Below are 22427 nucleotides of genomic sequence, written 5' to 3'. Positions count from 1 at the left end.
TTTCATTAACATATTGCACCGCCATCTGGTGACTGACTTATGGAAAAATTAGGGTAAGCATTTGTTTTAATGTGACAAATAAGATGGCTACGAGATTTGGCAGGGACGAAGTACCTGGCCCTGTGTTGCTGCAGGATCCAGCCCCATTAAGATGGCAGGCCAAGTCCGTGCTGGAAAAACAGAGGGAGCCATGGGCTCCCTCTTCTGCTTTCTACGGCTGTCAGCGTCAGAGCACCTGACTCAGGAACTGGCGCAGGCGCGGGGAGGGAGGATTGTCAAAGAAGTCGGTGGGCTTTTCATCCACCAGCAGCTCGCCGTTTTCCATAAACAGTACCCTGTCCGCCACCTCGCGGGCGAAGCCCATCTCGTGGGTCACCACCACCATTGTCATGCCCTCGCGAGCCAGCCCCTTCATGACGTCCAGTACCTCGCCCACCATCTCGGGGTCCAGCGCACTGGTGGGTTCGTCGAACAGCATGATGCGCGGCTGCATGGCAAGCGCCCGGGCGATGGCCACCCGCTGTTGCTGGCCGCCGGAGAGCTGGGACGGATAGCTCTCGGCCTTGTTCGACAATCCCACTTTCAGCAGCAGGGCCTTGGCCCTGTCCCGCGCGTCATTGCGCGACAGCCCGCGCACCTTCTGAGGGGCGAGGCAGATGTTGTCCAGTACGTTCAGGTGGGGGAAGAGGTTGAAGGACTGGAACACCATGCCCACCTCTTCTCGCAGCTTGTTGACGTCACCGGGCTCGGTCAGGCAGATGCCATCGACCACTATGTTGCCGTCGTTGATGGTTTCCAGCTGGTTGAGGGTTCGCAGAAACGTGGATTTTCCCGAGCCGCTCGGCCCGACGATCACCACCACTTCCCCTTCGGTGACTTCCGTGCTGACGTTCTTCAGGGCGTGCACACCACCGGCGTAGATCTTCTCCACTCCGCTGGCTTTTATGATGGGATCAGGCTTAGTTGCTGCGTGCATATATCACCTCCAGACGACGCACCAGAAAAGAGAGGGTGCCGGTTAGCACCAGATAGAGCAGGGCCACGGTGAACCACACCTCGAACGGGCTGAAGGTGGAGCTGACCACCTCACGCCCCGCCTTGGTGAGATCCGTGATGGAGATGACAGACACCAGGGAGGAGTCCTTGATGAGGTTGATGAACTGGCCTGCCAGCGGCGGCAGCACCCGCTTGAAGGCTTGCGGCAGAATGACGTAGCGCATGGTCTGGGCCGAGGTGAGCCCCAGGCTGCGGCCCGCTTCCATCTGTCCCTTGTGGATTGAGCTGATGCCGGCGCGCACGATTTCGGCCACATAGGCGCCGGTAAAGACGGCCAGTGCCGCCACCCCGGCGGTGAAACGGTCCAGGTTCAGCACAGTGCCGATAAAGAAATAGACGATGAAGATCTGCACCAGCAGTGGCGTGCCGCGAATGAGCTCCACATAGGTGACCGCCAGATTGCGCAAGGCCGGATTGGGGGAGAGGCGAGCCAGCCCGGCCAAGGTGCCGAGCAGGATGGCAAACACCCCTGCCACTAGGGAGAGCTTGACCGTGACCCAGACACCCCAGGCGATGGGGCCCGCGGTCCAGGTGAGTTCGGTATCCAGGGTATCGCCCCGGAAAATAGTGTCCCCTTCGGTGACCTTCACTCCTGTGCTGGCGATGGCCTGTCGCTGATTGGGGTCGAGATCATGTTGCAGGAACAGTTTGCCCTGCTCGGCGCTGGTGGTGCCGGCGATCACTGTGCCGTCAAATTCGGCCAGGTTGTTCTGCTCCGCCTGATAGGCGATGTATTGGGGAATTCGCTCCCAGCGCCAGGTGTAATCCACGGACTGAACCGCTTTATAGATGCCGAATACGGCAGCCAGCAGCATCAGCAGGAAGACGCCGTGCCAGAGCAACTGGTTGGGTTGTTTTTCCATCTGTCTTGTTGGGTTGTGCACTGTCGCAACCTCTTTGTAGTTATTGTGTGGGGATCTGCGTGAAGGGGCGGCAGGCCGCCCCTTGCGAGGTTACTTGAGCTGATTCAGCCAGGCGTTGGATTCGAACCACTTCTTGTAGAGGCGGTCGTAGCTGCCATCGCCCTTGATCTGGCGCAGGTAGTTGTTGAACCAGTTGAGGGTGTCCTGATCGCCCTTGCGGATGGCCCAGGCCAGGGGTTCGAAGGTGAACGGCTTGTCCAGGTGCACAACGGCACCGGTATTCTGGGAAGCGAAGATGGCGTTGTAGGGCAGGTCATAGACGAAGGCATCGACCTTGCCGTTGATCACTTCCAGCTTGGCGTCATCCTGGGTTTCAAACTGCAGCAGGGTCGCTTTGGGGATCAGACGTTTGACCGCCTGCTCGCCTGTGGTGCCGAGCTTGACCGCGATTTTGTACTTGGGATCGTTCAAATCGCTGAAGGATTTGATCTCGCCGGCCTTGTCCTTGCGCAGCACTATGGTCTGGCCCACGACTATGTAGGGATCGGCAAAGTTGACCCTCAGGTTGCGCTGGGGGGTGACTGTCATGCCGCCCATGATGACGTCGAACTTGTCGGTCAGCAGCGCAGGTATGATGCCATCCCAGGCGGTGTTGACGAACTCCACCTTGACGCCCATCTCCTTGGCGACCATCTTGGCGAGATCCACGTCAAAGCCGATGTACTGGCCCTGCTTGTTGGTCATTTCAAAGGGTTGATAGCCGGCGTCGAAACCGACTCTCAGCACGCCGCGATCGAGCACGGCATCCAGGGTGGAGGCAGGGGCGGCGGCGTTGGCGAGCCCGCACAGCAGCAAGGTAGAGAGAATGAGTTTTTTGATCATAAGTGACGTCTCTGTCGGTGGTGTGTTCGGCCTTGAACCTGATCCCGTGCGACTCCGTGGCACAAGAGACTGCTGCATCCGGCAACAGGCAAGACAGGATTATTGTCTTGGTTGAGGCAAAAGCCCCATATGAGATTCCATTTTCTGTGTGCTGAGTGAAAAATGTACCAAATTCCGATTGTGCCAGATGACTCAACAGGTTAGTGGCGCTTTTCCCCCGTGACTGCACTCATAAAATCACACGAAAACAACATATCTATCTAATGGAGCGGGTTCAAGTCCAAAATGCCGGCGGGACACTTTGTTACATCCGGCCTCGTCATCGGCAGTGCCAAACGTTACTCACTTTCTCAACTGCGGCACTGATGGGATTCTAATTGAGCATATTTAGCGGATTTTTATGCAATACGTGAACTTTTATTGAGGATTTAGTCAGACACCACTGGGTCTTGTTTTGCGCTTCAAATATACTCAGTTACCTTCGTTTAGTGGCACGGGTATGGACGCCTCAATACTGCTCAAGCTGGATGTATTCACCCTCATGGTCATGGCCCTGGGTGGCTACAGCCTCGGTTTTATCACCCTCTCCATCATATGGTTGACCCACAGGGAGATCCCCGGACTCGGATTCTGGTGGTGGTCGAGCCTGTGCGCCCTGGCGGCCCAGAGTCTCTTCTCCCTGCAGGCCTTCATGCCCAATCTGGCGGGGATCTGGCTGGCCAATCTGCTGATCACCGTCTGTATCGCCCTGATGCCGCTGGCACTGCAGCGCTTCTTCGGCAAGCCTCTCAGCTGGGGGGCAAGCGCGCTGTTCATGCTGGTTTATGTGCTGATCCTGAGCTGGAGCATCTTGTTCAACGACCATATGGCGCCCCGTGTATTGCTGGCCTGTCTGAGCTACATGGTTTTGGGGGCCGTGATCGTCTTCCTCATCTGGCGACACGGCTATCCCGCCTACCTGCCGGCTGTGCTGGTGTTCACCGTGGTCAATATCCTGCTTTATGGCTTCAATCTGATGCGGATGGGCTTCCTGCTGGAAGGGGATGCCAGGGTGCTGATGGATCAGAGCGGGGTCAACGTGCTGCCCTTTCTCTCCATGTTGATGGGCAGTTACCTCTCCACCTTCGGGGTGCTGCTGCTCTGTACCCAGTATCGTGCCCTGGCCCTGCGTCAGCAGGCCAGCCATGACTCCCTGACAGGTCTGTTGAACCGGCGCGGTTTCATGGAGCAGATGGGAGCTCGGCGGATTGGCGAGTTCGGCGCGCTGGCCGTACTGGATCTGGATGACTTCAAGCAGGTCAATGATCGCTATGGCCATGAGATAGGGGACAGAGTGCTGGAGGCGGTCGGCGCCTATCTCGGTGCTCAGCCTGAGCTGGTGGCCAGCCGTTTTGGTGGGGAAGAGTTCGTCTTGCTGCTACCTAGAGAGGATGAACAAGCCCAGCAGGCACGCTGCGAACGGATATTGCAGGATCTGGCGGCGCTGGATCTGAGCGGGATCCGCATCACGGTCAGCATGGGGCTGGCGCGCTGCCAGCACGACTGGCATTTCGATACCCTGTTCAGCCAGGCCGATAGCGCCCTTTATCAGGCCAAGCGAGAGGGCAAGAACCGCATCTGCCGACTGGCCTGAAGGGACTGGCTCATACTGCTTCTGCGGCGAGAGGGCGTGGTGCTTGGGCCTTGAGGAAGGGGAGCAGCAACAGGGCCGAGACCCCTGCCGCGACCGAGATCACCACGAAGAAGCCGTTCCAGTGCCAGATCTCCATCACCTTGGCCAGCGGATAACCCGACAGCGCCGCCCCCATGTAGGCAAACAGGCCGACGAAGCCGGTGGCGGCCCCCGCCGAGTTTTTATGGGAGCACTCGGCCGCCGCCATGCCGATCAGCATCTGGGGGCCGAACACGAAGAAACCTATGGTAAAGAAACAGGCTGCCTGCATCACATAGCTGAAGAAGGGCATCAGCCACAGCGACCCCACCGCCAGCAGTATCCCCACCGCGAAGATGAGGTTCATCGGCCCGCGATTGCCGTTGAACAGCTTGTCCGATCCCCAGCCCGCCACCAGGGCACCGATAAAGCCCCCTACCTCGAACATCGAGATAGCCGAGTTGGCGCTCATCAGATTGAAGCCGCGCTGCTCCGTCATGTAGAGATTGCCCCAGTCGTTGATAGCGGTGCGCACCACATAGACCAGCACGTAGCAGCAAGCAAGCAGCCAGATGTAGGGATTGCCAAGCACGTATTTGCGCAAGATCTGGCGATGGGAGAGGCCGGCATCCTGAGTCTGCTGGGCCAGCTCCATGGCATCCTGGCGCCACTCCCCGACCGTGGGCAGCCCCATGGCGCTCGGGGTATCTCGCAGTCGCCAGCACAAGAACAGCCCGGCCAGAATGGCGATGACGCCGGGCACTATCATGCCGTAGCGCCAGCCGTGCTGCAGAGCTATGGTGCTGACGATAAGGGGAATGAGCGCCCCACCCACGTTGTGGGCCGTGTTCCAGGCCGACCACCAGACGCCCCGCTCGCTGCGGGAATACCAGCTGGTAAGCAGCTTGGAGCAGGGGGGCCAGCCCCAACCCTGAAAGAAGGCGTTGGCAACCCAGAGCGTCGCGAACAGCCAGAGGGATGATGACAGGCCGAACAGTATATTGATGACACCGGTGGCCATCAGCCCCAGCCCCATGAAGTAGCGGGGGTTGGCCCGGTCGCTGATGATGCCGGAGAAGAACTTGGAGCAGCCGTAGGTGATGTAGAACAGAGTCCACAAGATGCCGATGTCGGACTTGTCCAGCATGCCGTCCGCCAGCATGTCCGGCATGGCGAAGTTGAAGCTCTTGCGGGTGAAATAGAAGACAGCGTAGCCCAGGTACATGGTCAGCAGAATATGCAGTCGCCAGTGACGGTAGCTGGCATCGATCTCGGCCTGATCACGGATGAGCGGCTGTGGCGGTGCGCTCCTCATAAAGCTCAACATAAGACGGTCTTCTCCCTGGATGGCGCGTCAGTCACGGGGATCTTCCCGTTTGCGATTGGGCAGGTGTACGGTCAGCTGGGTGCCGTGGATGCAGGAGAGTTGCAGGCTGCCACCCAGTGCCTGCACCCGCTCGCGAATACCGAGCAGGCCATAACCCTGGGGAGATCTGTGCTCCGGCAAGCCGCAGCCGTCGTCTTCCAGCAACAGCAGCAAACGCTCGGCCTGGCGATGGGCACGAATGGTGACCGAGCTGGCGTTGGCATGCTTTACCACGTTGTTGAGTCCCTCCTGACAGACCCGGAACAGGGTGACCCGCTGGGCGTCGGAGAGCCCCTCGTCCGTCAGCTGCCACTCGAGCCGGGTGACGATGCCGTGGCGTTCCAGCTCCAGCTCCCGCAGCAGGCCGCGCACCGCCTGCTCCAGACTCATGTCGTCTAGCTGGCGGGGACGCAGGCGGCCGAGCAGGCCGCGCACCGCATCATAAATACCCAGCGACAGGGTTTCGATGAGGGCGCTGCTCTGGCCGACCCCGGCATTGTCCGGCGCGAGACGCCGTACTATGCCGGCCTGGGTGCGAATGGCGGTGATGGTCTGGCCTATGTCATCGTGCAGCTCGCGGGCCACTTCCTTGCGGATGCTCTCCTCGGTTTCCAGCAACCGCTCTGTGAGTTGACGGTTATGGGCGAGCTGGCGGGTCAGCGCCTGATTGAGCTCACGCTGGCGCTGGATGCCGGCCCCCAGCAGCAGGCCGGTCAGGCTCTGGGCCAGCAGGGAGAGCAGCAGATCCAGCGGGTGTTCGTGCCAGGCCTGCCCTGCCATCAGGGCGACCGTGTTCATCAGGGTGGCGAGCAGGGCCCCCTGCCAGCCGTAGCGCCAGGCCATGGCCATGATGGGAATGGCCAGACAAAACGGGGTGAAGCGCACCAGCGAGTCCGGCAGGCCGAGCTGCAACCAGAGGCTCAATACAAACAGCAGCAGATACCAGACCAGATGGCGAAAACGCCAGTCCACCGGTTGATCCACCAGAGCGGGTCCCAGCGGCACCCAGGTAGCACGGGTGAGGTAGTGCCAGATCAGCATGCAGGTGGAGGTGAGGGTCAGGCCGCCGGTCAGGGTGAGCAGCAGGGCGGTGAGGCCATCTTCCCCGGCCAGATGCCAGAGCAGGGATTGCAGCAGCGCCGCCACCGTCACGGTGGCGAGCAATACCAGCAGTTGTTGCCAGTCATTGCGCACCTGCTGGCGGCGGGCGATGAGCAGTGGCAGCAGGGTGAGCAGGCTGCCCGCCTGAACAAGTGGCCAAGATGGCAGGCCGACTTCGCTGTCGAGCCAGTAGAGCAGCAGGGATTCACTGAGCAGCAGCGGCGGCCAGTAGGCGATCGGGCTTTGCAGCAGGAGACCCAGGCGCAGACCAAACGGGAACAGCAGCACCGCCAGTATGGGGGACCCCGCCAGATGCAGGCTGATGCTCCACAGGCAAAACCAGCCGGCGGCAAAGATGAAGCAGGCCGCCAGCGAGATGGCGACATAGCTGGCAAACCGGGAGATCACCAGCTGTCCAGCATGCGGTGGGCCAGCTCCACGTTGTTGCTGACTTTCAGTTTGTCCATCAGGTTGGCGCGGTGCACGTGGACCGTCTTGGGGGAGAGTCCCAGCTGCTCGGCAATGGCCTTCACTTCCAGCCCCCGCGCCAGAAGCTGCGCCACTTCCCGCTCCCGGTTGGTGAGGGGATCCTGACTGTTGCAGGCCAGCTTGTGGGCTATGTCCGGGGTTAGATAACAGCCACCGTGGGCGGCGGTGCGCACAGCGGCGATCAGCTCGTCCGGGCTGCAACGCTTGGAGAGAAAGCCCTTGGCGCCAGCCTGCAACGCCTGCTCGATCAGCGCCGGGCTGTCGTGCACCGACAACATCACCACGGCAAGGCCGGAAGGCAGTCGCTTGAGCAGGTCCAGCCCGGATTGATCCGGCATTGAGATATCGCACACGCACAGCTGCACGCCGCTGCCCGGCAAACCGGCCAGGGCGTCGGCGGCGCAGCCGAATTCGGCCACCACCTTGAGGTCTGGCTCGAGATTGAGCAGTTGGGCAAAGCCGGAGCGGACGATCTGGTGATCGTCGATGAGGGCAATCTTTATCATGATGTCAGCCTGAAATCTGCGGCCAGGGTGCTGGCGCGGCCAACAAGATACCTGCCGCTTTGCCCGGGCTCAAGGGGAAGCACAAATTGTGGTCAAGATAGGGGCGGATTAAGCCCTAAAGCTTGATCGGGATCAGGGGAGGGGATAGCTCAGAGCTTAGGGGGGACCGGGAGCAGACAAGAGCAAGCGCCGCCGCCGAAGGCTGTCGGCGCATGCCCGTGTTGGCAGCTAGCTAGCGGTGCAGCTCTCCCGCTCGTTCCGGCTGATAGACCACTTCCAGGATCTCGACCTGGATGGTGCGACCGGCGGGGCCCGGCCAGGCGATGCTGTCGCCCACCTTCAGCCCCAGCAGGGCGCTGCCGACCGGTGCCAGCACGGAGATCCTGGACTCATCCCCCTGTACATCCTTTGGATAGACCAGGGTCAGGCAAAATTCGTTTTCGCTGTTTTGCATCTTGAAGCGCACAGTGCTGTTCATGGTGACCACGTCCGGCGGCATGTCGGCCGGTTCGCGCATCTCGGCGCGATCCAGCTCCTCTTGCAGTGCCAGGTGTTGGGGGTGGTTGCCGAGCAATTGTTCGATACGATCCAGGTCCAGGCTGGAAATCACAAGATTAGGTTTTTGCATAAGATATTCCTTATCAATGGGTTATATGACCAGGATGGCAGGCAAGCTGGTCGCAAAAAGAGTATTGGATACGAAAAAACAGATCGGGAAGGCGATGCCCCCGAACGACTCGCTGTCAGGGGCGAGGGCGGGGGCTCAACGGGGTGTGAGCTGGCTTGGAAAAATCTTGAACGCTTTCATGGGGATACCATAACCATTCTGGACTGCTTTGGCAATTATCCTGATAGGGTTGTCAGGGGGCCTGATAATCGTACTGCTTGAGGATGCGGGCCAGGCTGCCATCGTCGTGCATGGCCAGAATGGTTGTGCGCCAACGCAGCGCGTCGGCAGGGGGAAAACGGGGGCTGGCGGCAAGATAGAGGGTGCTCTCTTGCAGAGTATCGCCACGCACCAGATCCGTCAGTGGCAAGCCCGCCTGCTGCTGGTTGTAACGGGCCGTATTCCAGGCAACGGCCCAGCCCTGAATGCGGTTTCGGGCCAGCTTGTTGGCATTGCTGACCTCGTCGGTGACCGGGTCCTGCTTCACCCGACCAAGCGGCTGGATCAGGTTCTGACCGTGGGAGCCACGCATCACCCCTATGGTCAGGCCTGGCAATGTTTTGACAGTGAGTGGCGCCGGGTGGAATTGGCGATGGCCCACCAGCACGAAGGCTTCGTCCAGCAGGGGGGCAACCCAGAGAAGCAGAGGTTCACGCTGGGGGGTTCTGGCCGGTGGCAGCAGCAGCACATCCTGGCGATAGTGAGTCTGGCTGAGGGCGCGGGCCAGCGGCATCAGCTCTATGGTCAAGGGCTCCTTGAGGCGACGGGCTGCTTCTTCCAGTACCTCTATGGCCATGCCGCTCGGAGCTCCCTGGTTGGAGCGAATGACATAAGGGGGGATCTCGGCTGCAAGGACCACGACGGCGTGGGCCTGAGCGCCAGCGAAGAGGGCGGTGCAGAGCAGCAGGAGCAAAACGGGAATGCGCATAAGAGGCCGGATCCGGGATGAGTACACAGAGTGTAACATCCCGTTACCGCAAGTCAGCTCACCCCATGCAGGGGACAGGATCAGTCGAAGAAGTCCCGCAGATCCAGAGTCTGATAACCGTCCAGTTGCAGCCAGGGCAACTGCTTTGGCAAGGATTTGAGAGTGACCTCCATCCGGTAGCTGCGATAACCGTCCAGGCTGGCGGATTCCACCACCAGGGGTATCTGCCATCGGCTGGACCAGAGGATGCGGGTGCGCTGTTTGCCCTCGCGTTTTTCATACCAGCGTGCCTGCTCGGGAGCCGCCTCATCGAGCGGGGTCATCTCTTGCAACAGGGCCGGGTTGATGAGGTAGCGGATCCGCTCCCAATCCGGTTTGAAGGCCACCTGACCATACTCTTCCACCGGCACCTCCACCAACTGGTTGTGCCAGGCGTCGGCGTAGCGCAGTTGCAGCTCACCGCGCGTGTCGCGGGTTACCCAGCGGGCCGCCATCTGGTGGGTAAAGTGCTTGTGGCCAGGGGTAGCATCGTGGGTGGCGTGATAGGCACGGGCCAGGGGCAGGGGGATCAATCGCTGGCTCCACACCTGGTTGTCGACCCGTATCCATTTTTCCTGCCAATGGTTCTCCCGGGCTATGCCATCGCTGCTGGTGACCCTGTCCTGATAGCTGATCCGGGCGGCGAGATCCGGGGGCGTGTCATCGGCATGGACATGAAAAGAGAAGGTGCTGCCGAGCAGCAATAAAGGAAGCAAGCATCGCATCATCATCTGTCGCTCGAAAGAGCCGGGGCCCGGGCTCAGGGTGAAGCCGGGCCCCCGCTGCTTACAGGCCGAGCGCCTCCCGCAGTTTGCCGAACACCTTGGTATTGTCCAGTGTGCCCTTGAAGCGGCTGCTGCCGGCGCCATCGGCGAACAGCATGACGTCACCGCCACCGTGGGTCTCGGAGCCCAGCTTGACGCCTGTCTCCTGCAGGTAGTCGTTACCCATCACCTCGTCGCTGGTGAGGGTCGGGCGCACATCGGGGCGGTTGGGGCCGTTGCCAAACACCAGGGTCGTGAAGGGTTTGCCATCCACGTCGTTCTGGGTCGAGCCATCACCGCTCTTGACCAGATCCAGCACAGGGTTGCCCTTGGCGGAGTAGCCGTTGATGGTCATGGTGTGGTCATGGTCGGCAGTCACTACGACCAGAGTATCTTTCAGATCCACCTTGCCCAGCGCCGTCTTGAGCGCTTCATCCAGTGCCACCGCATCGGTGAGGGCACGCTTGGCGTTGGTGCCATGCAGGGCGTGATCGATACGGCCCCCTTCCACCATCAGGAAGTAACCCTGACTGTTCTGGCTCAAGAGATCGATCGCCTTGGCGGTCATTTCGGCCAGGGACGGCTGGGTATTGGCATCCCCCTTGGCGACGCGGTCCAGCTCGTAATCGAGGTGGGATTTGGTGCTGAACAGACCCAGCACCTTGCCGCTGCTGACCTTGGCCAGCTCGCTCTGGGTGGTGACATAGTTGTATCCCTGAGCGGCCAGCTCGGCGGTGAGATCCCGACCATCGGCGCGGCCACCTTTATTGCTGGCGCTGTAAGGGGTCCAGTGATTGGCACCGCCCCCCATCAGCACATCGACCCCATCCCCGAGGGCGGTGTTGAAGCCGGCGCCGCCCGGCACCGCCTGTTCGGCGATGGCATAGGCTGCATCTCTGTGGCAGATGTGGGAATAGGTGGCCGCCGGGGTGGCATGGGTCAGCTCTGTGGTGGTGACGGCGCCAACCGACTTGCCGGCCGCCTTGGCCAGCTCCAGTATGGTGGGCGCCGGCTTGCCGTTGTCGGCGGTGCAGTTGTTGATGCCCTTGTTGCCGTTGGCATCCTTGCTGGGCGCCACGGCCAGGGTGTCGCTGCTCATGGCGATTACCTCGTTGTTCATCTTGACCCCCGTGGTATAGGCCGCCATGGAGGGGGCCGAATCCGTGGTCTGGGCATCGTTGGAGAAGGTCTTGATGCGGGCGCTGCGTGGCAGCTTCATTATCTCCAGGTTGCCCTCTTCCCCGACTTTGAACAGGCGGGTGGCGGTGAGCACTGTGGGGCCCATGCCATCACCGATAAAGAGAATGACGTTTTTGGCGTCACCGGCTTGGGCCTGGGTGGTTGCGCCCAGCGCACTGAACAGGGCGGCGCAGACCAGGGTGTGCTTGATGGATGTATTCATCTGTTTGCTCATGAAAGTGCTCCTTACAGCTTGGCTGCAGCCTTGACCTTGCCAAAGACGGCTGTGTTGTCGAGAGAGCCGTGGAAGCTGTCCGCTCCCTGGCCGATGGCGCCGAGGAAGACGTCGGTACCGCCGTGGGTTTCGTTGCCAATGTCGCCGACCTTGACCACGACCTCCTGGTGATAGTCGTTGGCAGAGACGGTGGCATCGTCCAGCGGTGCCACGCTGCTGCGCGGGCCATCCACCCGGTTGTAGCCGTTGCCAAAGCCGATGATGGTGTAAGGCATGCCATCGGCATCCTTGTTGGGTTCACCGGTTTGGTAGTTCTTCACCAGCCCGAGTACACCCGGGTTGCCTGTGGTGGTCTTGCCGGTGCGTTTGGCATAACCGTTGAGCACGAGCGTATGATCATGGTCGGCGGTGACCACAATCAGGGTGTTCTTCAGCTCGGGGTCGGTTTTTTTCACCTCATCGATGGCGGCCTTGATGGCGTTGTCGAAGGCGAGGGTATCTTGCAAGGCACGCTTGGCGTTGGTGTCGTGCAGGGCGTGATCGATGCGGCCCCCTTCCACCATCAGGAAGTAACCCTTCTCCTTGTCCTTGAGCTGCTTGATGGCGGCCAGCGTCATCTGTGCCAGTGAAGGCTCATCGGCCGGGCGGTCCAGTTCATATTTCATGTGGCTAGAACCGAACAGTCCCAGCAGCGGCTTGCCAGCCTCGGCCTTGTTCAACTCGCTCAGGTTGCTGGCAAACTGGTAGCCCTTGGCCTGCATCTCGCTGATGAGATTGCGGCCATCCTCCCGCTTGCCCTTGTCGGCTTTTGGCAGGAAGAAGCCGCTGCCACCGCCGAGCACCACATCCAGCCCCTCTTTCAGGGCGCCGTTGTAACCGGTGCCGCCCGGCACCAGCTGGACGGCGATGTCATTTTCCAGATCCCGGTTGCAGATATGGGCATAGGTGGCAGCCGGTGTGGCGTGGGTGACCCGGGTGCTGGTGACGACACCGGTACCGCGGCCGTCGGCCTTGGCCAGCTCCAGCAGTGTGGTGACCGGCTTGCCGGCACTCTTGCTGCAGTCGTTTTCATAGGTGGCATCGCCGTCCATGCTGATGACGCCGTTGTTGCTCTTGACCCCTGTCATGTAGGCCGCCATGGAAGGAGCGGAATCTGTGACCTGGGCATCGTGGGAGAAGGTCTTGATAAAGGCCGTCTCTGGCAGGTTGTCTATGGTGAGACTGCCCTCTTCGCCGACACCGTAGATGCGGGCCGCCGTCAGGGTATTGAGGCCCATGCCGTCACCGAGAAAGAAGATGACGTTCCTGGCGCTGGGGTCGGGTGTGGTGCTGTCGTTGTTGGAGTTGCAGCCGGCAGCCAGGGCGGCGCCGATCATCAATGCAAGTCCTGCCATTTTTCTCATTGGGGTTCGCTCCTTGTAAAACCTGAGCGCAGCCTAGAGGCAGGAGATGACACTTTTACTGATTATCGGTGACGGTTGTATGAAAAGATGAAATAAATGTTACATTATATCAGTGTGTTATGTGTCAATTGCTGAGGGAGATTGGTACCGGGCCGCCACTCTTCTCCCTTCAGGGCTGCTTGGTGGTTTTATGGCCTGATGGCTAGAATGACCTGTCAAATCGGGGCGCCAGCAGGTAAAATGCGCCCCCTTGCGACGCCTGACGTCTGCCATCGCCCGCCGCTCGTTCCATAGCAAGCCAGCGCCCGCAGCCCCTATTTAGAGAGTAACGGATATGTCCATCAACTGGTTCCCCGGCCACATGCACAAGGCCCGCAAAGAGATTGCCGAGGTCATGCCACAGGTCGATGTCATCATAGAGATGCTCGATGCCCGCATCCCCTTCTCCAGCGAAAACCCGCTGGTGCCCGAGTTGCGTGGCGATACCCCTGTTATCAAGGTGCTGAACAAGGCGGATCTCGCCGACCCCGAGATCACGGCGCTGTGGGTGGCCCACATGGAAAAGGAGAAAGGGATCAAGGCCCTGCCGCTGACCCAGCAGGAGCCCGAGAAGATCAAGCAGCTGCTGACCCTGTGCCACGAGATGCTGCCGGAGCGCAACCTGGAGTTGCGCGGCGTGCGGGCCATGATCATGGGGATCCCCAACGTGGGCAAATCCACCCTGATCAATACCCTGGCGGGTCGCATCATAGCCCGGACGGGCAACGAGGCAGGGGTGACCAAGTCCCAGCAGCGGATCAAGCTCGACAACAACGTCGTCCTGACAGATACCCCCGGTTTCCTCTGGCCCAAGCTCAACCCGCCCTCCTGCGGTTATCGTTTGGCCATCACCGCGGCCATCAAGGATACGGTATTCGATTATGCCGATATCGCCATGTTCGCCGCTGACTACTTTATCAAGGCCTATCCGGAGCGGATCAAGGCACGTTACCAGATAGCTGAACTGCCCGAGACCGAGATCGAGCTGCTGGAGATGATCGCCCGTCAACGCGCCTTCGTGCGGAAAGGGGGTCTGGCCGATCTGCACAAGGCGTCCGAGATCCTGATTAACGAGTTCCGCTCAGGCCTGCTGGGCCGCATCTCGCTGGAGACGCCGGAGATGGTGAGCGTCGAGATTGTCGAAGCCGCAGATGAAGCCGAGCAAAAAGCCAAAGAGAAGGCCGAGCGGGAAGATGAGCGTCAGGCGCGCGCCCGTCGCAAGTACGCCAGGAAGCGTCAAAAGTAGGTTCAACGTTATCCCGCCAAGGCAGGTTTGCGAAGTGTGAGCAGACTGTTTGACGCCTGTGTGGTCGAGGTAAAGAGACAAGATAATAAAGAAGAGGCGACCCAAAGGATCGCCTCTTCTCTATTATGAATCCGGGTACAGGGCAGGCATGCTGGTTTGGCCAAAGCGCTTGCGCGCCTCCTCAAACAGCGTCATGTGCAGCGGGATCAGCTGTTGCCACTCCCGACGGTAACCACCACCGGGTACAGCGGCGACAGGCAGCCCATGCTTGATTGCACAGTCAAATACCATGGCATCGCGCTGGCGAATGCCTTCATCACTCAAGGCCAGATAGCCGAGCTCGTCGGCATGGTGCACATCGGCCCCGGCCTGATAGAGAACGAGGTCGGGATTGTACAGGCGCAGCGCCAGAGTGAGTGCCTGCGCCAGGGTGTCGAGATAGGCATCGTCCTGCATGCCGCTTGGCAGGGCAAAGTCCAGATGGGAGGCCGGCTTGTGGCGGGGAAAGTTGTGCTCCCCGTGAAGCGACAGCGTGATGATGTCACGCCGCCCGGCACAAAGGGCGGCGCTGCCATCCCCCTGATGGACATCGAGGTCCACGATCAGCACCTGATCGCAGCGCCCCTCGTCCAAGCAGGTTTGCGCAGCAATCACCAGATCGTTGAACAGACAAAAACCGCTGCCGTGAGCCCGGTGGGCGTGGTGATAGCCGCCGGATATCTGCAGTCCGCAGCCCTGTTCGAGAGCGTGGCGGCTGGCGGCCAGGGTAGCCCCGACCGAGAGCAGGGTGCGCTCGATGAGCCGTGGCGACCAGGGAAAACCGAGCTGGCGGATGGCGTTATCATCAAGCTGGCCTGCAAGTGCGGCACTCACATAGTCACTGTCGTGAACCCGGTCGATCTGCGCTCGGGTTGCGGCTTGTGTCTTCTGGAGCGGATAGCCCCGGGTGCTGAGCGTCTGAAACAGGGCCTGGTATTTTGCCAGGGGAAAGCGATGGCGTTCGGGCAGCGCCAGAGAGGAGTAATAAGGGTGATAGAAAATGCGCAGTGACATGGGTGTCAGACCGGATGGGGTATGAAAAAGGGGAGCCAGGCTCCCCTTTTTGCACGATACGGCATTACTGCTGCTGGATAACCCAGATCTGGAAGGCTTTGCGGGTTTCCGCGTCGGCCTTGTTGTACCAGCTCTGCAGCTGGGTCAGGGCTTCCGGATTGCTCTGAGCCTTGCTCGGGGCAACCTGTACCGGCGCGCTGGCGGCGGCCATGACGGCGGCGGTAGAAACGGCGACTGTGGTCGGCTGGTTGAAGGCCTTGCCCATGCCCAGCAGCTCTTGCTGATAGTCACGGGTCAGCTGGAAGCCTTCGACCTTTGGCATCACGAACTGCTCGCTGGCAACGATTTGGCCGCTGTTCTTGTCTTTCAGAACGACTTTTTGATCCTTCACAAACTGCTTGGCTTCGCTTTCGTTGCGCGGCTTCTTGAAGTCCAGTACCAGTTTCTGGTTGTCGGCTGCGGTGAAGTTGATCACCAGCGGCTCGGCGGTCACCAGTTTGATGTCGCTACGGCTTGAGTAGTTGCCTTCGAAGGCGACGACCAGTTGATGATCACCCGCCTTGATGGGGTAGGTGTTGCTCTTGTCGAGCAGCTTGGGATTGATGGGTTGGCCATCGATCAACTGGGCAACATAAGGATTGGTGACTTCCAATTGGGCATCGGCCAGGGCACTACCTGCCCACAAAAGACCAGCCAGAGCCGGCACCAGAACAGTCAGTTTCATTTCATCTCCTTGAACAGTCAGGCGATTGCCCACTGAAAAACAGGGGCTCATTTTTACAGGTTTGCCCAAGGGCGGCAATAGGCGTTTATGGTGCCTCATATTTACCCTGCTGCTCACTTTGCTATGAAACAGTGGTCATGCCAGTGGGCCATGCTGGCCAGTTCAGAGCTGGCCCTATTCAATCCGGCGACTGAAGGGGGGCAATGCATCGAGCAGTCCCTTGCCATAGCGCTTGGTCAGCAGACGCCTGTCGAGGATGGTGACCCGGCCCCGATCCGCCTCTTTGCGAATGAGGCGGCCGCAGGCCTGGATCAGCTTGCGAGAGGCTTCCGGCACCGTCAGTTGCAGGAAGGGGTTGCCACCCCGTTTCTCTACCCACTCGGCGGTGGCCTCTTCCACTGGCGAGTTGGGCACCGCAAACGGCAGTTTGGTGATCACTAGGTTGGTGAGGTAGTGACCGGGCAAGTCCAGCCCTTCCGAGAAGCTGCCGGTGCCAAATAGAATGCTGGGCTGACCGCCATCGCATTTTTGTTTGTGCAGAGTGAGCAGTGCATTGCGGGATGCCTCACCCTGTACCAGCAAGGAGAGTCCCTTGGCCCTCAGCCCTGCCACTACTTCGTTCATCTGCCGATAGGAGGAAAAGAGCACCAGGCTTGCCTCCTTGCCTGCCAGTATGCGGGGCAGCACGCTGATGAGCTCCTCGGTAAAGGCGGGGGAGCTGGGCTCATGTTCCATCTTGGGCAGATAGAGCTCGGCTTTTTGGTAGTCAAACGGGGAGCGCAGGCGCAGATAACGGGTGCCGTCATGCTCTTTCAGTCCCACCTGATGGCGAAAATAGCTGAAAGAGGAGAGGGCTGTGAGGGTGGCTGACACCAGCACGGCACCGAGGCATTTGGACCAGAGCCACTCCTCCAGCAGATAACCCACCTCTATGGGGGAGGCGTGCAACCAGATGTCGCCATCATCGCTCTTGGCCATCCAGCGAGCGAGCGGTGTCTTGCCCTCGGGCACATGGCGCCCCAGCATCTCCCACAGGGCGCAGAAACTCTCCAGCCGTTGCAGGTAGAAGCCGCTCTCCGCCAGCAGGAGCTCGGCCTCCTTGCGCCGGATCTCGCCATCCTTCAAGGCTTCGCCAATGGCACCCTGCATCCTGTCCAGTGCCCGCAGCGCCTTCTTGCTCGCCTCTTTCAGATTTTCCGCCAGCATGGGCAGGGGATCGGGCAACACGCCTTCGGCGAATCGATAATGTGCCTCGCCATTGAACAGCTTGTCGTTGGCACCCAGCCACTGATCCAGTGCCTTGAGATCCGGTTGCAGTGAGGCCAGCGCATCCTGCAGCTTCAACTGGGGATCGAGCAGGCTGTCCTTGTTCAGCGTTCTGGCCAGTTTGCCTGCGCTTTGCGTCAACTTTTCCAGCCAGCGGCGGGAACCCTTGATGCTCGCCGAGGCGGCGCCGTGATCCCGGGCTATGGTGGGCAGGTGGTGGGCTTCATCCAGTACATAGAGGCACTCATCGGGTGGCGGCAAAATGATGCCGCCACCCATGGTGAGATCCGAGAGCAGCAGGGCATGGTTCACCACCAGCACATCGGCGGCATCCATGTCGTTGCGGGCGCGATGGAAGGGGCAGTGCTGATGATGGCTCAGCGCCTTGTTGCAGGTATGGCGGTCGGCAGCGATGCGATTCCAGCAGAGATCGGGAATGGGCGTTGGCCAGTTGTCCCGATCGCCGTCCCATTTTCCGTCTGTATAAGCTTGCCACAGCGCCTGATAGCGTTCCTTGTCAGAGTCGGATGGCTTGTGTTTGCTGAGTGCGTCGAAGTTGAATTCGAAGTTGGCCATTTCGGTACCGCTGGCAGCTTGCTCCAGCAGATGCTCGCAGCAGTAACGTTGACGGCCCTTGACCAGCATAAAGCGAAATGGCAGTTCGCTGTGGCGGTGATAAAAGGGCAGGTCCTTGTGGATCAACTGCTCTTGCAGGGCGACAGTGGCGGTGGAGATCACCAGCTTCTTCTGGGTCAGCCGTGCCACCGGAATGGCGCCCTGGGCATAGGAGAGGGATTTACCGATACCAGTGCCCGCTTCGGCCACCAGAATACGGCGCTGCTTGTCATATTCCCCGGTCAGGGTCTTGGCGATCTCCGCTACCAGAAAATTCTGCTCCTTGCGCGGTACAAAACCGGGTAAACCATCGGCAATTTGACGATAGGTATTGCGAATGGCGGCTTTGAGGCGGGTAGAGAGCATGAAAGAAAGGACCGTTTCGGGGAGTGAAGGGAGACAGGATACCTGTAACTGCCAACCCGGGTCGAGGCATGGCTCAGCGCACAAATTTGACCTCTTCTTCTATTTATAAGGCGCGCCGTCGCCATTGTGCGATAAATCACCAAAGTGGCCTGATAAAGCCAGCGATTATCGCTGTAAACGTTTTCCCTTGGCATGCAAATAATATGAGATTCAGATCACACTTTTTTCGCTAAGACCATGTGTTTGGTAGAAAGTTCCAAGTTTTTTCATTGCGGTTCAAAAAATCCGGTGCTAGTCTCGGCTGCATAGTGATGCAAAGAACATCGCTAACACAGGGAATAACAACAACTTAGTGTTTAATTACAGTAGGCATTGGAAACTATGAAAAAGACAATTCTGGCTATTGCTATCCCGGCTCTGTTTGCATCCGCCGCTAACGCTGCAGTGATCTATGACAAAGACGGTACCACCTTCGACGTATATGGCCGCGTACAGGCTAACTACTACGGTGACCACAACACCGCCGACGCTACCGCAGCATCCGGCTACAAGGATGTTGACGGTGAGCTGGTTGGTTCTTCCCGTCTGGGTTGGTCCGGCAAGGTTGCCCTGAACAACACCTGGTCCGGTATCGCCAAGACCGAGTGGCAAGTTTCTGCCGAGAACTCTGACGGTTCCAAGTTCGATACTCGTCACCTCTACGTAGGCTTCGACGGTACCCAGTACGGCAAGATCATCTTCGGTCAGACCGACACTGCTTTCTACGACGTGCTGGAACCGACCGATATCTTCAATGAATGGGGTGACGTAGGTAACTTCTACGACGGTCGTCAAGAAGGCCAGGTGATCTACTCCAACACCTACGGTGGTTTCAAAGGCAAGCTGTCCTATCAAACCAACGACGACAAGGCTGTTAAAGTCACTGACGTCGGTCAAGGCATCAAAGAAACTGCCGTTTATGGCCCGAATGTAAAGCGTAACTACGGTTATGCCGCTGCCGCTGGCTATGACTTCGACTTCGGTCTGGGTCTGAACGCTGGTTATGCTTACTCTGACCTCGAAAACTCTGTCACCAATCGCAACGGTGACAAGAAAGAGTGGGCACTGGGTGCACATTATGCAATCAACGGTTTCTACTTCGCCGGTGTTTACACCCAGGGCGACCTGAAATATGACACCACCACTAGTGGTGACAAGGACAAGGGCCGTGGCTACGAGCTGGCTGCTTCTTACAATGTTGACGCCTGGACCTTCTTGGCCGGTTACAACTTCACCGAAGCTAAGGTCAACTCCAATTCCGCTGGTTCCGAGTACAAAGATCAGATTGATGAAACCCTGCTGGGTGTTCAGTACAACTTCACTTCCAAGCTGAAAGCCTATACCGAGTACAAAATCCAGGGTATCGACAAGAAGGACGACGAGTGGACTGTCGCCCTGCAATACAACTTCTAATCTAGCTTTAGCGTAGATTGAGTTGATAAACGGCCAAGCTTGCTTGGCCGTTTTGCTTTATCTGATCCTGACTTGTTTTCTGCCTACTTCGTTCATGCTTCCCCCTTTCCGCCTGCGCCAGTTCACGTTGTCTCTTTTTTGCCCTTGGCTCTCTGCCTGTGAATCGCTAGATTATTCCACTCGTTGAAGGATGCTCGACAAACAGGGAAGGGCAACGCTTGATTGACTTCAGTCACCCGCAATGGCGGCAACTGGCCCGCCAGTTACTGGATCACTCTCCTGTGGTGATCCGGGCTCGTCAGTACCTGCCGTTGGTGGGTTTGCTCAAGGACAACCAGTTGCTGCTTGCCCTTGGCAATCACAGTTATGAGCTGACCCCGGCCGGACGGCGTTACCTGACTCGCGAGCTGATGCTGGCCGAGATTGCCACCGCGCCCCCTGAGCCTGAAGAGTGGCTGCAGGCCCATGGCTGGCAACTGGGGGAGCGAGTCAACGATCGGGTACTGGCAGCACTCTATCGTAAACCAGAGGCTACCTTCAGTCCGGTCGAGCAGATCGATTTCGAGGACAAGGGAATTCGGCTCTGTGCCGATCAGCTGCTGCGGCTGCGAGCGCCTGTGCCTTTCAGCCTGTTTTTCAGCGGTGGCACCTTGCTCGATGCAGCGCCCTGGTTGCAGGCGCTGGGGGAAGTGGCTGTGCCGGAGCGCACACTGTCAGGCCTTGGCAAGATACTGTGGGGGGAGGGGGAGATTGAGCGGGTGATCACCACCGACAGTGTCGGTGCCTTTGCTGAGCTAAGCCTTTGTGCAGGAACCCTGCTGGTATGGGCACCCGCTACTGCCCAGCTCGCCTTGCAGCAGATGGTGGCGGCGTTGCCGCCCAAGGTACAGTGGAGCCACCTCACCTCCCTCGATCCTGCCGGAGTGGATCGGGTATTGGCACTGGCCCAGCGGCTCGCTCGTCCTGCCAGCTGGTGGTTGCCAACCGGCTTGCCCCCCATCATGGCAGCCTATGCCCAGCCACTGACCGATTCCCGCCCCTGGGAACCGAGCCGTATTCCCAAGCCTTTGTTAGCAGTTTGTAGCGGTTTGGTTGAGTCCAATGGTGGCTTGTCTGCCGAGGTGTGCGCCCTGGCGCCAGCATGGCATGCCATCGGTTGATATTGCCGCAGATGCCGTTGAGAAAGCGGTTTTCCCCCATTGAGCGCAGTGATATAAAGAGTTGACGAAGCGCTCGTCAAACGGGCGCTTTTGTCTGCCACGTTTTTGCGTGCGACAGACGGTTTGCCAACACGCTTTGCCACCAACGAACTCAACGGAATACAGGGAATACCATGTTTGAAAAGGTTGTTGCCGCCCCAGCGGATCCGATCCTGGGCCTGACCGAAGCCTTCCGGGCTGACTCTCGCAGCCACAAGATCAATCTGGGGGTCGGGATCTACAAGGATGAGACCGGAGCTACCCCAATCCTTCACTGTGTCAAGAAAGCAGAACAGAAGCTGCTTACCGACGAGAAGACCAAGAACTACCTCGGTATTGAAGGCAATATCGAATATGGCCGCATAGTGCAGCAACTGCTGTTCGGGCCGCATTCTGCGCTGGTCGCCAGCGGTCGCGCCAAGACAGCCCAGGCACCGGGTGGTACCGGTGCCCTGCGCATCGCCGCCGAGTTCGTGGTGCGCAACGGTCTGGCCAAGACCATCTGGATCTCCGATCCCACCTGGGCCAACCACGTCAGCGTGTTCCAGGCCGCGGGTCTGACCGTCAAGTGGTACAAGTACTACGATGCCGCCACCAAGGGGCTCGACTTTGCCGCCATGCAGGCCTCGCTGGCCGAGGTTCAGCCAGGTGAACTGGTGCTGTTGCACGGCTGCTGCCACAACCCGACCGGTATCGATCCCACGAGCGATCAGTGGCGCGCCCTGGCCAAGCAGAGTGCTGCTGCCGGCTGGTTGCCGCTGTTTGACTTCGCCTATCAGGGCTTTGCCCGTGGTATTGAAGAAGATGCCGAAGGTCTGCGCATCTTTTCCGAGTGCCATGACGAGCTGCTGGTGGCGAGCTCTTTCTCCAAAAACTTCGGCCTCTACAATGAGCGGGTCGGCGCCTTCACTCTGGTCAGCGCGAGCAAAGAGATTGCCGATGTGGCCTTTACCCAGGTCAAGACCGTTATCCGTGCCAACTACTCCAACCCGCCGTCACACGGTGCCGCTGTGGTCACTGCCGTGGTGAGTGATCCGGCCCTCTATGCAGAGTGGGTAGAAGAAGTGGCCGCCATGCGGGTGCGCATTCGCGAGATGCGCGAGCTGCTGGTAGAGAAGCTGGCGGCCCTCGGCGTGAGCCAGGACTTCAGCTTTATCCGCGAGCAGAACGGCATGTTCTCCTTCTCCGGTCTCTCCAAGGATCAGGTTGAACAGCTCAAGAGCGAGTTTGCCATCTACATCGTCGGTTCAGGCCGGATCAGCGTGGCCGGGATCACCCGTGCCAACATAGATCCCCTGTGCGAGGCCATCGCCAGGGTGCTGTAAGCGAGCCCTCATT

The 22427-nt window shown here is 59.4% G+C and carries 19 protein-coding genes; 5 read left to right on the top strand and 14 right to left on the bottom strand.

The annotated features are described in order from the left end of the window. Positions 1-226: 226 nt before the first annotated feature. From GWQ31_RS00180 to GWQ31_RS00170, 3 genes are all read right to left on the bottom strand, one after another. Entirely contained in the window at positions 227-976 is a 750-nt protein-coding gene (locus GWQ31_RS00180) for an amino acid ABC transporter ATP-binding protein (RefSeq protein WP_275907275.1), read from the bottom strand. Next, on the bottom strand, positions 960-1919 hold the full coding sequence (locus GWQ31_RS00175) for an amino acid ABC transporter permease (protein ID WP_275908357.1): 960 nt from the start codon (positions 1917-1919) through the stop codon (positions 960-962). The genes GWQ31_RS00180 and GWQ31_RS00175 overlap by 17 nt, the downstream gene beginning before the upstream one ends. A gap of 90 nt (positions 1920-2009) precedes the next feature. Next, positions 2010-2801 carry a transporter substrate-binding domain-containing protein gene (locus GWQ31_RS00170; RefSeq protein WP_017412027.1) on the bottom strand — a complete coding sequence of 264 codons (792 nt, stop codon included), beginning with the start codon at positions 2799-2801 and terminating at the stop codon, positions 2010-2012. 499 nt (positions 2802-3300) lie between these two features. Here GWQ31_RS00170 and GWQ31_RS00165 point away from each other — a divergent pair, with 499 nt between their 5' ends. Then, positions 3301-4434: a GGDEF domain-containing protein gene (locus GWQ31_RS00165; RefSeq protein WP_275908356.1), complete on the top strand. Its 1134-nt coding sequence runs from the start codon at positions 3301-3303 to the stop codon at positions 4432-4434. Between the two features lie 10 nt (positions 4435-4444). Here the strand turns inward: GWQ31_RS00165 and GWQ31_RS00160 are convergent, their stop codons facing one another. The 8 genes from GWQ31_RS00160 to GWQ31_RS00125 form a co-directional block, all read right to left on the bottom strand. Continuing rightward, positions 4445-5779, bottom strand: a complete 1335-nt coding sequence (locus GWQ31_RS00160; RefSeq protein WP_265467078.1) for an MFS transporter — start codon at positions 5777-5779, stop codon at positions 4445-4447. 27 nt (positions 5780-5806) lie between these two features. Then, positions 5807-7327, bottom strand: a complete 1521-nt coding sequence (uhpB, locus tag GWQ31_RS00155; protein ID WP_096118236.1) for a signal transduction histidine-protein kinase/phosphatase UhpB — start codon at positions 7325-7327, stop codon at positions 5807-5809. Next, positions 7324-7914 (bottom strand): transcriptional regulator UhpA, encoded by a 591-nt coding sequence (gene uhpA, locus GWQ31_RS00150; protein ID WP_021139640.1) that lies wholly within the window; start codon positions 7912-7914, stop codon positions 7324-7326. The genes uhpB and uhpA overlap by 4 nt, the downstream gene beginning before the upstream one ends. A 232-nt stretch (positions 7915-8146) precedes the next feature. After that, positions 8147-8542: a nucleoside diphosphate kinase regulator gene (rnk, locus tag GWQ31_RS00145; protein ID WP_005320129.1), complete on the bottom strand. Its 396-nt coding sequence runs from the start codon at positions 8540-8542 to the stop codon at positions 8147-8149. A 232-nt stretch (positions 8543-8774) separates the two neighbouring features. Beyond that, a complete protein-coding gene (locus GWQ31_RS00140; RefSeq protein WP_275907279.1) occupies positions 8775-9509 on the bottom strand; it encodes a transporter substrate-binding domain-containing protein in 735 nt (244 codons plus the stop codon). Positions 9510-9589: 80 nt separating this feature from the next. Next, a complete protein-coding gene (locus GWQ31_RS00135) occupies positions 9590-10276 on the bottom strand; it encodes a hypothetical protein (RefSeq protein ID WP_058394315.1) in 687 nt (228 codons plus the stop codon). 58 nt (positions 10277-10334) lie between these two features. After that, positions 10335-11726, bottom strand: a complete 1392-nt coding sequence (locus tag GWQ31_RS00130) for an alkaline phosphatase (protein ID WP_275908355.1) — start codon at positions 11724-11726, stop codon at positions 10335-10337. A gap of 11 nt (positions 11727-11737) precedes the next feature. Next, entirely contained in the window at positions 11738-13129 is a 1392-nt protein-coding gene (locus GWQ31_RS00125) for an alkaline phosphatase (RefSeq protein WP_275908354.1), read from the bottom strand. A 334-nt stretch (positions 13130-13463) separates the two neighbouring features. On the opposite strand from GWQ31_RS00125, the gene ylqF reads away from it, so the two are divergent. Next, on the top strand, positions 13464-14414 hold the full coding sequence (ylqF, locus tag GWQ31_RS00120; protein WP_005320120.1) for a ribosome biogenesis GTPase YlqF: 951 nt from the start codon (positions 13464-13466) through the stop codon (positions 14412-14414). A gap of 123 nt (positions 14415-14537) precedes the next feature. Here ylqF and GWQ31_RS00115 read toward each other — a convergent pair whose 3' ends face one another. The 3 genes from GWQ31_RS00115 to dinG form a co-directional block, all read right to left on the bottom strand. Next, positions 14538-15467, bottom strand: a complete 930-nt coding sequence (locus GWQ31_RS00115; protein WP_275908353.1) for a histone deacetylase — start codon at positions 15465-15467, stop codon at positions 14538-14540. 64 nt (positions 15468-15531) lie between these two features. Then, positions 15532-16191 (bottom strand): DUF2057 domain-containing protein, encoded by a 660-nt coding sequence (locus GWQ31_RS00110; protein WP_096118242.1) that lies wholly within the window; start codon positions 16189-16191, stop codon positions 15532-15534. 174 nt (positions 16192-16365) lie between these two features. Further along, positions 16366-18438 (bottom strand): ATP-dependent DNA helicase DinG, encoded by a 2073-nt coding sequence (dinG, locus tag GWQ31_RS00105; protein ID WP_275908352.1) that lies wholly within the window; start codon positions 18436-18438, stop codon positions 16366-16368. Between the two features lie 381 nt (positions 18439-18819). Here dinG and GWQ31_RS00100 point away from each other — a divergent pair, with 381 nt between their 5' ends. The 3 genes from GWQ31_RS00100 to GWQ31_RS00090 all read left to right on the top strand — a co-directional run bounded on the left by GWQ31_RS00100 (position 18820) and on the right by GWQ31_RS00090 (position 22414). Further along, positions 18820-19890, top strand: a complete 1071-nt coding sequence (locus GWQ31_RS00100; protein ID WP_275908351.1) for a porin — start codon at positions 18820-18822, stop codon at positions 19888-19890. A 218-nt stretch (positions 19891-20108) separates the two neighbouring features. Next, complete coding sequence (locus tag GWQ31_RS00095; protein WP_275908350.1) at positions 20109-21050, top strand: hypothetical protein; 942 nt, start codon at positions 20109-20111, stop codon at positions 21048-21050. 173 nt (positions 21051-21223) lie between these two features. Continuing rightward, entirely contained in the window at positions 21224-22414 is a 1191-nt protein-coding gene (locus tag GWQ31_RS00090) for an amino acid aminotransferase (protein ID WP_275908349.1), read from the top strand. Positions 22415-22427 lie beyond the last annotated feature (13 nt).

This window comes from Aeromonas sp. 2MA4 (assembly GCF_029237305.1).
Classification (GTDB): Bacteria; Pseudomonadota; Gammaproteobacteria; order Enterobacterales; family Aeromonadaceae; genus Aeromonas; species Aeromonas salmonicida.
The sequence above is the reverse complement of the archived record's forward strand: the minus strand, read 5'-3'. Positions and strand labels throughout refer to the sequence as shown.

Excerpts from the sequence above, each read along its gene's own strand:
- GWQ31_RS00165 (WP_275908356.1), top strand. The coding sequence starts at position 3,301 with ATGGACGCCTCAATACTGCTCAAGCTGGATGTATTCACCCTCATGGTC.
- GWQ31_RS00170 (WP_017412027.1), bottom strand. The coding sequence starts at position 2,801 with ATGATCAAAAAACTCATTCTCTCTACCTTGCTGCTGTGCGGGCTCGCC.
- dinG (WP_275908352.1), bottom strand. The coding sequence starts at position 18,438 with ATGCTCTCTACCCGCCTCAAAGCCGCCATTCGCAATACCTATCGTCAA.
- GWQ31_RS00130 (WP_275908355.1), bottom strand. The coding sequence starts at position 11,726 with ATGAGCAAACAGATGAATACATCCATCAAGCACACCCTGGTCTGCGCC.
- uhpA (WP_021139640.1), bottom strand. The coding sequence starts at position 7,914 with ATGATAAAGATTGCCCTCATCGACGATCACCAGATCGTCCGCTCCGGC.
- GWQ31_RS00100 (WP_275908351.1), top strand. The coding sequence starts at position 18,820 with ATGAAAAAGACAATTCTGGCTATTGCTATCCCGGCTCTGTTTGCATCC.
- GWQ31_RS00090 (WP_275908349.1), top strand. The coding sequence starts at position 21,224 with ATGTTTGAAAAGGTTGTTGCCGCCCCAGCGGATCCGATCCTGGGCCTG.
- GWQ31_RS00140 (WP_275907279.1), bottom strand. The coding sequence starts at position 9,509 with ATGCGCATTCCCGTTTTGCTCCTGCTGCTCTGCACCGCCCTCTTCGCT.
- GWQ31_RS00160 (WP_265467078.1), bottom strand. The coding sequence starts at position 5,779 with ATGTTGAGCTTTATGAGGAGCGCACCGCCACAGCCGCTCATCCGTGAT.
- GWQ31_RS00135 (WP_058394315.1), bottom strand. The coding sequence starts at position 10,276 with ATGATGCGATGCTTGCTTCCTTTATTGCTGCTCGGCAGCACCTTCTCT.
- GWQ31_RS00115 (WP_275908353.1), bottom strand. The coding sequence starts at position 15,467 with ATGTCACTGCGCATTTTCTATCACCCTTATTACTCCTCTCTGGCGCTG.
- ylqF (WP_005320120.1), top strand. The coding sequence starts at position 13,464 with ATGTCCATCAACTGGTTCCCCGGCCACATGCACAAGGCCCGCAAAGAG.
- GWQ31_RS00180 (WP_275907275.1), bottom strand. The coding sequence starts at position 976 with ATGCACGCAGCAACTAAGCCTGATCCCATCATAAAAGCCAGCGGAGTG.
- GWQ31_RS00125 (WP_275908354.1), bottom strand. The coding sequence starts at position 13,129 with ATGAGAAAAATGGCAGGACTTGCATTGATGATCGGCGCCGCCCTGGCT.
- GWQ31_RS00110 (WP_096118242.1), bottom strand. The coding sequence starts at position 16,191 with ATGAAACTGACTGTTCTGGTGCCGGCTCTGGCTGGTCTTTTGTGGGCA.
- GWQ31_RS00175 (WP_275908357.1), bottom strand. The coding sequence starts at position 1,919 with ATGGAAAAACAACCCAACCAGTTGCTCTGGCACGGCGTCTTCCTGCTG.
- rnk (WP_005320129.1), bottom strand. The coding sequence starts at position 8,542 with ATGCAAAAACCTAATCTTGTGATTTCCAGCCTGGACCTGGATCGTATC.